8 protein-coding genes and 1 pseudogene are annotated in these 9,559 nt (G+C 68.4%); 4 read left to right on the top strand and 5 right to left on the bottom strand.

The window, feature by feature from the left end:
• Positions 1–180: 180 nt before the first annotated feature.
• Positions 181–513 carry a hypothetical protein gene (locus ACLQ6X_RS08980; RefSeq protein ID WP_411699828.1) on the top strand — a complete coding sequence of 111 codons (333 nt, stop codon included), beginning with the start codon at positions 181–183 and terminating at the stop codon, positions 511–513.
• A 4-nt stretch (positions 514–517) separates the two neighbouring features.
• Here the strand turns inward: ACLQ6X_RS08980 and ACLQ6X_RS08985 are convergent, their stop codons facing one another.
• The 3 genes from ACLQ6X_RS08985 to ACLQ6X_RS08995 all read right to left on the bottom strand — a co-directional run bounded on the left by ACLQ6X_RS08985 (position 518) and on the right by ACLQ6X_RS08995 (position 5,460).
• A complete protein-coding gene (locus tag ACLQ6X_RS08985; protein ID WP_411699829.1) occupies positions 518–1,483 on the bottom strand; it encodes an aldo/keto reductase in 966 nt (321 codons plus the stop codon).
• A 235-nt stretch (positions 1,484–1,718) separates the two neighbouring features.
• Positions 1,719–3,998: a polyribonucleotide nucleotidyltransferase gene (locus tag ACLQ6X_RS08990; protein ID WP_411699830.1), complete on the bottom strand. Its 2,280-nt coding sequence runs from the start codon at positions 3,996–3,998 to the stop codon at positions 1,719–1,721.
• Positions 3,999–4,242: 244 nt separating this feature from the next.
• A complete protein-coding gene (locus ACLQ6X_RS08995) occupies positions 4,243–5,460 on the bottom strand; it encodes an MFS transporter (RefSeq protein WP_411699831.1) in 1,218 nt (405 codons plus the stop codon).
• A gap of 81 nt (positions 5,461–5,541) precedes the next feature.
• Between ACLQ6X_RS08995 and ACLQ6X_RS09000 the strand changes: the two genes are divergently transcribed.
• From ACLQ6X_RS09000 to ACLQ6X_RS09010, 3 genes are read left to right on the top strand one after another with little or no spacing between them, the layout of a single operon-like run.
• Positions 5,542–6,426 (top strand): LysR family transcriptional regulator, encoded by an 885-nt coding sequence (locus ACLQ6X_RS09000; protein ID WP_411699832.1) that lies wholly within the window; start codon positions 5,542–5,544, stop codon positions 6,424–6,426.
• Positions 6,427–6,484: 58 nt separating this feature from the next.
• Positions 6,485–7,531: a glycoside hydrolase family 6 protein gene (locus ACLQ6X_RS09005; protein ID WP_411699833.1), complete on the top strand. Its 1,047-nt coding sequence runs from the start codon at positions 6,485–6,487 to the stop codon at positions 7,529–7,531.
• 11 nt (positions 7,532–7,542) lie between these two features.
• Entirely contained in the window at positions 7,543–8,475 is a 933-nt protein-coding gene (locus ACLQ6X_RS09010; RefSeq protein ID WP_411699834.1) for a glycoside hydrolase family 6 protein, read from the top strand.
• Here the strand turns inward: ACLQ6X_RS09010 and ACLQ6X_RS09015 are convergent, their stop codons facing one another.
• A complete protein-coding gene (locus ACLQ6X_RS09015; protein WP_411699835.1) occupies positions 8,476–9,327 on the bottom strand; it encodes a fumarylacetoacetate hydrolase family protein in 852 nt (283 codons plus the stop codon).
• 52 nt (positions 9,328–9,379) lie between these two features.
• Positions 9,380–9,559 (bottom strand): annotated as a pseudogene (locus tag ACLQ6X_RS09020) (sortase); the annotation flags it as partial.

Below are 9,559 nucleotides of genomic sequence, written 5' to 3' on the forward strand. Positions count from 1 at the left end.
ACTCCGCTCGGCAGAACACTGCGCCGCACGAGCGAGTCGCCGGTCGAGATGAAAGAGAGTTCTGCGAGGTCTAGGGGTAACTGCACTGCACCGGTCATCGCCACCGAGCCTACGTTATGGGCGCGGCCGCTCCAATAATCCCACTAGCCTTGGGAGTTCCGCGTACCCGGAGGGACCGCCATGATCACCCTGAACCTGCTGACCGTGATAACCGCGGCCGCCGCCATTCTCGCCTTCGTCGACGGCGTGGGACGCCTGCGGTCGAGCCGCAACTCCACGGTTCTCGCCGTGCTCGAGCTGGTTCTCGCGGTGCTGATGCTGCTGACCGTCTTCACCGCGCTGCCCGCGCCGCTGAGCCTGATCGTCGTGGCGGTGCTGCTCGAGATCGTGCTCGTACTCGCGCTGCTCACCGGCGGGCGCGGCAGCAAGACGCTCACCGTGGTCGCCCTCGTGCTCAACTCGATCGTGATCGTTACCGCGCTCGGCTGGGTCGCGATCCCCGGCTTGTTCTAGATAGTTACGCGCTGACCTTGTCGAGGTCGGCGATCTGCGCGCGGGTGAGCGGCAGCGCCGCCGCAGCCACCAGGTCGGCGACCTGGTCTGCGCGGCTCGCCGACGCCACGGGCGCCACGACGTTGGGCTTCGACAGCAGCCAGGCGAGGGCGACGGTGGCGACCGGGACCCCATGCGACTGCGCGATGCGGTCGAGCGCCGCGAGAACCCGGAGCCCCTTGCGGCTGAGGTATTTGGCGGCCTCCGCGCCGCGAGAGTTCTTGGCGATGTCGGAGCGCGAACGGTATTTGCCCGTGAGGAACCCGCTCGCGAGGGCGAACCGCGGCATGACGCCGAGACCCTGGCGGTCGGCGACCCGGGCGAGGTCGCCCTCGTACTCGCCGCGGTGCAGCAGGTTGTACTGGTTCTGCAGGGCCACCATCGGTGCGATGCCCATCTGACCCGAGGCGATGCGCGCCTCGATGAGACGGTTGCCGGTGTGGTCGGAGACGCCGAAGTAGCGCACCTTGCCGGCCCGGATGAGTTCGTCGACCGCGTAGAGGGTCTCTTCGAACGGCACGGACTCGTCGTCGACGTGCAGGTAGAGAAGATCGACGTAGCCGGTGCGCAGGCGTTCGAGGGACGCGTGCACCGACGCCGTGAGGGCGCGGGCCGACAGGCCCGGATTGTCGGCGCTCTTGCCGACCTTTGTCGCTACGACCATGTCGGGACGGTTGCGACGGTCGCGCATCCAATTGCCGATCATGATCTCGCTGCGACCCGCGGCGTAGGAGTCTGCCGTGTCGACGAAGTTGCCGCCGCCGGAGGCGTAGGCGTCGAGGATCGCGTTCGTGGAGACGACGTCGGCCGTCCAGCCGAAGACGTTTCCGCTGATGGCGAGGGGGAAGACGTGCAGGTCGGATGCGCCGATCTGCCTCAGTCCGGAGCTCGCGCCCGCTGACGGTCGACCGGTGTCGATCGCAGTCGTCATGTCTCAGTTCCCCTTAGCTCGTTACCGAGAATAGAATGCGCCGCCGACATTCGCTGGATGACACCCCAATCGTTATCAGGACGTATTCGGATGGACTCCTGCCGGTTACATCGAGAAAAGTCTGTACCCCGCAGGGTGCGCAAAGAAGCCCCCACCTTGCGGCGGGGGCTTCTTCGTCTTACTCGAGCGCCTGGCGAGAGGCCTCGAGCAGATCTATGGGCGCTGCAGTTGCTGCTTAGCCCTCTGCGGGGGCCTCGGGGCCCTCGCTCGCGGCAGCGCTACCCTCGGTGTCTCCACCGACGGTCTCGTCCTCAACAGGAGCGAGCGACAGCTTTCCGCGGTCGTCGATCTTGGTGATTTCGACCTGAATCTTCTGGCCGACGACGAGTACGTCTTCGACGTTCTCGACGCGCTTTCCACCGGCAAGCTTACGCACCTCGCTGATGTGGAGCAGACCGTCCTTGCCCGGGGTGAGCGAGACGAACGCACCGAAGGTGGCGATCTTGACGACCGTTCCCAGGAAGCGCTCCCCGACCTCGGGGTTGAGCGGGTTGGCGATCGCGTTGACGGCGGCACGGGCGGCCTCGGCCGACGGACCGTCGACGGCGCCGATGTACACGGTGCCGTCGTCCTCGATCGAGATGTCGGCTCCGGTGTCGTCCTGGATCTGGTTGATCGTCTTGCCCTTCGGGCCGATCAGCTCGCCGATCTTGTCGATCGGGATCTGCACCGAGATCACGCGAGGCGCCGTGGGGGCCATCTCGTCGGGGGCGTCGATCGCAGCGTTGATCACGGCGAGGATCGCGGTGCGAGCCTCCTTCGCCTGCTTGAGCGCGCCATCCAGAACGGAGGAGGGCAGGCCGGCGAGCTTCGTGTCGAGCTGAATCGCGGTGACGAACTCGGAGGTACCGGCGACCTTGAAGTCCATGTCGCCGAGTGCGTCTTCCGCGCCGAGGATGTCGGTGAGTGCCGCGTAGCGCGTCACTCCGTCGATCTCGTCGGAGATGAGGCCCATCGCGATGCCGGCAACGGGTGCGCGCAGCGGCACACCGGCGTTGAGCAGCGACAGGGTCGAGGCGCAGACGGAACCCATCGACGTCGAACCGTTGGAGCCGAGAGCCTCGGACACCTGGCGGATCGCGTAGGGGAACTCCTCGCGGGGAGGAAGCACCGGTGCGATGGCGCGCTCGGCGAGGAAGCCGTGCCCGATCTCGCGGCGCTTCGGCGAACCCACGCGGCCGGTCTCACCGGTCGAGTAGGGCGGGAAGTTGTAGTGGTGCATGTAGCGCTTCTTGGTCACGGGGGCCAAGGAGTCGATCTGCTGCTCCATCTTGAGCATGTTCAGCGTGGTCACGCCGAGGATCTGGGTCTCTCCACGCTGGAAGATCGCCGAACCGTGCACGCGCGGGATGACCTGGACTTCGGCGTCGAGCGCGCGGATGTCGGAGAGGCCACGGCCGTCGATGCGGATGCCCTCGGTCAGCACGCGGGTGCGCATGACCTTCTTGGAGACCGACTTGTAGGCGGCCGAGATCTCGGACGTGGCACTGCCGTCGAGGTTGCCGGCTTCGATTTCGGATGCGACGTGAGCCTTGACGCGATCCTTGAGCTCGTCGTCGGCGTCCTGGCGGGCGACCTTGTCGGCGATCTGGTAGACGCCCTTGAGCTCTTCGTAGGCGAAGCCCGCGACCGAGTCGTAGGTGGCCTGCTGGTACGGCGGGAAGACCGGGTAGGCGGCGATCGGCTTGGCGGCCTGCGCTGCGACCTCGAGCTGGGCTTTGATGAGCTGCTTGAGGAACGGCTTCGAGGCCTCGAGGCCCTGGGCGACGACGGTCTCGTCGGGCTTGGTGGCGCCGGCCTTGATGAGGTCCCAGCTGTTCTCGGTGGCTTCGGCTTCCACCATCATGATCGCGATGTCTTCGTTGCCGTCGGCATCGGTGACGAGGCGGCCGGCGACGGTGAGGTCGAAGACGGCCTCTTCCAGCTGCGAGTACTTGGGGAACGCGACCCACTGGTCGTTGATCAGCGCGAGGCGGATGCCACCGATGGGTCCGTAGAACGGGAGGCCGGAGATCTGCGTCGAGAGCGATGCGGCGTTGATGGCGAGGGCGTCGTAGAACTCGTCGGGAGCGATGCTCAGAACGGTGATGACGACCTGGACCTCGTTGCGCAGGCCTTCGACGAAGGTCGGGCGCAGGGGACGGTCGATGAGACGGCAGACCAGGATGGCCTCGGTCGACGGACGGCCTTCGCGGCGGAAGAACGAGCCGGGGATCTTGCCTGCAGCGTAGGAACGCTCTTCTACGTCCACCGTGAGGGGGAAGAAGTCGAAGCCCTCGCGGGGGTGCTTGCCAGCGCTGGTAGCGCTGAGCAGCATGGTGTCTTCGTCGAGGTAGGCCGCGATTGCGCCCTGGGCCTGCTGTGCGAGACGACCGGTTTCGAAGCGCACGGTGCGCGTGCCGAACTTACCGTTGTCGAGAACGGCTTCGGCGAACTTGATTTCTGGACCCTCCATGCGGGGGTTTCTCCTCTTTGTTTTACGTCCGCTCCCGTATGGAGGGGACTCGTCGAGGAGCAGGGGCCGTTCGACACACAGATATGTGTACGCGCGCTTATTCCCCAGAGTGGGGCGCATGTCTGGTCAACAGTAGAAAACCACCGGCCGACGGGCCGGGAATTCACCACCACTGACCAGCTTTCCGCCAGCCTGCTCCAGTGTGTTGCGACTTCAGACTACCAGCAGGGCCCGCGGATGCCCGTTAGCGGCGTGTGGCGATCATGCGCGTTCCCGAGACGAGCACCATCACGAGCACGATCGCCGCGAATCCGACGAGCACCGTCGTGCTCGGCAGGAACGCGAGCGCGAGGCCGATCAGCAGCACGGGAACCGACATGCCGGCGTACGCGACGAGGAACAGCGCGGCGAGGATCTCGCCGCGAGACGGGCCGCTCGCGAGGGACGCCGCGACGCCGATCGAGCTGCGGAACAGGATGCCGACCCCCGCACCGGCGAGCACGCCGGCCCCCACGAACGCGGGCAGGCTGACGACGAGCACAGCGGTCGCGATGCCGGCGAGACCGAGCGACATGAGGGCGACCGCGAGCTGCAGCTGCCGCACCGGCGCGAGGCGAGCGGTGACTATCTGCGAGACGGCGGCCGCGCCGAAGACGACGAAGCTGACGGCACCGGCGACGAGGCGCGACGGCTCGTGCAGGGTGCCCGCGATGAAGCTCGGGGCGAGGGAGGTGAAGAGCCCGAAGATGGCGAAGGCCGAGAAGGCGCCGGCGCCGGCGGCGAAGAAGGTCGAGCGGGACGCCGCGGGCAGCGACACACGCTGCGGCCGGTAGGCGGAACGTTCCTCCTGCCGCTCGACGGTCTCAGGCACGAACGCCACGGCGACCGCCGCCGCCACGAGCAGCACCAGGAAGACGAGGTAGGGGACGACCAGCGGAGCGACGACGAACTGGGCGAGCACCCCCGAGATCAACGCTCCGGCCGCGAGGCCGCCGATGTTGACGAAGCTCGAGACGGTTCCGGAGGTCGACGGGCCCTCGTCGGGCCGCGCGACGGCACGCAGCTCGCTGAGGTGGGCGGTCGCCGTCGCGGTAAGCATGCCCACTCCGACGCCGTTCACGAAGCGCGCGAGGATCAGACCGGGCACCTCCGGCCAGATCAGGAAGATCACGGCGGCGACGATCTCGACCACGATCGCGATGAGGATGATGCGGCGGCGGCCGAGCCAGTCGCTCACGTGCCCGGCGAAGTACAGGCTCGCCATCACGCCCACGCCGTACGCGGCGAAGATCACGGTGATCAGGAACGCGGCGAACCCGTCGCGCTGCTGGTAGAGCGCATAGAGCGGTGTGGGCAGGGTGGAGAACGCCATCACCGTGAAGAAGGCGGCGGCGATGATCCAGAATCCGGTGCCGTGGCGGAGCTGGAACCGGGTGGTGCGCGCGGGTGCCGTGAGTGTCATGACCCCAGAATGCGCGCGACCATTCATCGTGTCCAACGACTAATCCTGATCGCAGTGATCGAGACAAGCGATAATGGTGCGATGGACACCCGCCAGCTGGAATACTTCGTCGCCGTCGCGGAAGAACTCAACTTCACGAGGGCCGCTGCCCGGATGTTCGCGGTGCAGTCCACGGTTTCGGCCGGCATCCGCGCGCTCGAGACCGACCTCGGCACCACCCTGTTCGTCCGTTCGACCAAGAGCGTCGCCCTCTCCCCCGCCGGGGAGCTGCTGCTGCCCGAAGCGCGGCTCGCGCTGGAGGCGATCGACCGGGTGCGCACCGCCTCGTCGAGCGCCGGCATCCGCGGGCGGTTGCGCGTCGGCATCTTCACCAACGTCGGGTTCGTCGACCTGCCCGGCCTGTTCGGGGAGTTCCACGCCCTGCACCCCCTCGTCGACCTCCAGCTCGGTGCATCCGCCTCCGGGTCCACCGGCCTCGCCGACGACGTGCGCCGCGGGCGCGTCGATGTCGCGTTCATGGGTCTGCCGATCCAGGATCTCGCGGGGCTGGAGGTACTGACGCTCGCCGAGACCCGCTTCGTCGCCGTGCTTCCGCTGGGGCATCCGCTCGCCTTCCGCACGAGCGTGACGCTGCGCGATCTCGCCGACCAGAAGTTCGTCGACACTCCCCCGGGCTTCGGCAACCGGGTCGTGATCGAGCGGGCGTTCGCCGAGGCGGGCATCAACCGCGTCGTCGGCACCGTCGTGAGCGACCTCACCGAGGTCCCCCGTTTCGTCGCCGCCGACCTGGGCATCGCCGTCGTGCCGGAGCTGTCGCTCGTGACGCCGCCGGGCACGGTCGCCCTGCGGCTCGAACCGGCAGTCGACTGGCGGTTGAGCGTGATCAGCCGGCCGAACCCGAGCCCGGCGGTCGCCGCATTGCTGGGTCTGTTCGCCGACCGCGTCACCTCCGTATCGGCTGGGTGACGTTGCCACTCCCGGGAGGCCGTGCGACCCTTAACCCTCAACTAGCTGGGGGCGCTACGTGACATCGACCGCACCATCCTTCTCTCGGGTCTGCATCGCCGCGGCCGTCGCGGCCACGGTCGCGCTGCTCGCCGCCGGCTGCACCGCACCCGCGGACGACGGTGGATCCGAGTCATCCGCGGCCCCGACACCGACGACGACACCGGGCATCAAGACGAGCGCCGAGGTCTTCCCCGGCGGCCCGTTCCTCGACCCGCGCTCGGAGGCCATGGTCGCCGAACAGCAGCTGCGGGAAGCGGGCAAGACCGAGGAAGCGAAGAAGATCGCGCAGATCAGCCAGCAGCCGACGGCCATCTGGCTCGGCGAGTGGCTCACGGCCGAGAGGATGCCCGACGTGCTCGGCGAGTACATCGCGGAGGCCGAGGAGGCGGGCACGACGCTCGTCTTCGTGCCCTACGCGATCCCGAACCGCGACTGCGGCGGGCTCTCCGCCGGCGGACTCGAGTACGACGAGTACGGGCCGTGGGCGCAGGCCCTCGCCGACCAGCTAGAGGGCACCGGCGCCGTCATGATCGTGGAGCCCGACTCGCTCGCCATGCTCTTCAGCGAGAAGTGCGCGGGCGAGGAGACGCGACGCCTGCCGCTCATCAAGGGCGCCGTCGAGGCGTTCACCGCGGCGGGGCTTACCTCGTACCTCGACGCGGGCAACAACAACTGGATCCCCGAGAAGCGCATGGCCGAGATGCTCACCGAGGCGGGGGTCGAGAACGCGCGCGGCTTCTTCACCAACGTCTCCAACTTCTACCGGGTCGACGAGGAACGCCAGTACGGCGAGGCGCTGTCGGCCCTGCTCGGCGGCAAACGCTTCGTCACCGACGTGTCGCGCAACGGCAACGGCTGGAAGGGCGACTGGTGCAACCCCACCGGGGCGGCCCTCGGGCAGACGCCCGTGGTGACCACGAGCGAGACCACGAGCCTCGACGCGCTGCTCTGGATCAAGCACCCGGGCATCAGCGACGGCGCCTGCAACGGCGGCCCGAAGGCCGGCGTGTGGTGGGAAGAGCAGGCGCTCGACCTCGTCGACAACCGGCCGGCGAAGGGCTGACCGTGCGCGCGGTGGCTGCCCTGTTCATCGCGATCGTACTCATCGTCGGCACGCCCGCCGCCGCGGGCGCCGCCGATCCCGTCTTCCCCGGGCCGCTCTACCTGGAAGCCAATACGGATGCCGCTAAAGCGGACGCCCGCCTCAGAGCGCAGGGTGATGTCGCTTCGGCCGACGCCATGGCCGTCATCGCGGCGCAGCCCACCGCGGTCTGGCTCGGAAACTGGTGGAGCGACGACCTGATGCGCACGATCATCCGCCGACACGTCGCGGCCGCGGCAACGCAGGGCGCGACCCTCGTTTTTGTCACCTACGCGATTCCGTTCCGCGACTGCGGCGGGCACTCGGGCGGTGGCACCACCTACGACGCCTACCTCGACTGGAACCGGGTGATCGCCGACGAGCTCGAGGGCACACGCGCCGTCGTGCTCATCGAGCCCGACTCGTTGTCGTCGCTTGCCGCCGCGAAGTGTGCCACCGAGGTAGCGGTGCGGCCGCCACTCATTAAGCAGGCCGTCGACATTCTCGCCGACGCGGGGCTCGTCACGTACCTCGATGGCGGCAACTCGAACTGGCTCGGCCCGGCGGCGCAGGCGGAGTGGCTGAAGAAGGCCGGCATAGCCCGGGCGAACGGCTTCTTCACCAACGTGTCGAACTTCCACCCCGTGCAGCAAGAATCCGATTACGCCGGAAAGCTATCCGCGCGGGTGAACTGGAAGCACTACGTGATCGACGTGTCGCGCAACGGTGCCGGCGCGAACGGCGAGTGGTGCAACCCGCTGGGCGCGGCCCTCGGAGTGAACCCGCGAGCGACTCCCGGCACGACGAAGCTCGACGCGCTGCTCTGGGTCAAGCACCCGGGGGTGAGCGACGGGCCCTGCAATGGCGGCCCCGCCGCGGGCGTGTGGTGGGACCGGTACGCGGTGTCGCTGGTGGCGAACCGGTGATTAGCGGGGTGCGCTGACCAGCTTCTGCCGCATGACCCCGAGACCTTCGACACCCAGCTCGACGACGTCGCCCGTTCTAAGATACGGGAAGCGCCCCGACATCGCGACGCCCTCGGGGGTGCCGGTGTTGATGAGGTCGCCCGGATCGAGCACGCCGTACTGCGACAGGTGCCAGACCAGGAACGCGACCGAGAACACCATGTCGGCGGTGGTCGAGTCTTGGCGGGCTTCGCCGTTGACGGTCGACCAGAGCCGCAGGTTCTGCGGGTCCACCTCGTCGGCGGGCACGAGGAACGGTCCGACCGGGTTGAAGGTCTCGGCGATCTTGCCCTTCGACCACTGGCCGCCCGACTCCTCCTTCTGCCAGGTGCGTTCCGAGACGTCGTGACTCACGACGTAGCCGGCGACGTGGTTCAGCGCGTCGTCGACCGAGTCGAGGTAGCGGGCGCGGGTGCCGATGACCACGCCGAGCTCGACCTCCCAGTCGATTTTCTCCGCGCGCGGCGGCACGTGGATGTCCTCGAACGCGCCGACCACGGTATTCGGGTGTTTGAAGAACAGGATGGGCACGGTCGGTGCCGCGTTGCCCGACTCGGCCGCGTGCGCCGCGTAGTTCTGGCCGATGCAGAGCACGGCGCCGGGACGCGCGACGGGGGTGCCGACGCGCAGGTCGTCGGCATTGTCGAGAAGGGGCAGGTCGGATGCCGCGGCTCGCGCCCGGCGCAGGCCGTCGCTCTCGAGGAACGCACCGTCGATGTCGGCGGTCAGCGAGCGCAGGTCGCGCACCCCGTCGCCGGCGTCGACGGCCGGGATCTCGCTACCGACAGGGCCGAGGCGCAGGAACTTCGTCATGCCTCGATCCTATTGACCGGGCGACCCGGTCGGGCGGCAACCGACTGCGGCCCTACTCCTGGGCCGCGCGGCGACGGCGTGACACGATGAGCACCCCGCCGCCGGCGAGCAACCCGACGGCGAGCAGCACGAGGCCGCCCATGGCGAATCCGGTGAACGCGAGCAGACCGTCGGGGTCGGCCGCCGCGGGGGCGACGGGGGCCGGCGCTGCCGGCGACGCGCCCGGTGTGGC

It is taken from the genome of Conyzicola sp. (assembly GCF_046714715.1).
GTDB lineage: Bacteria > Actinomycetota > Actinomycetes > Actinomycetales > Microbacteriaceae > Conyzicola.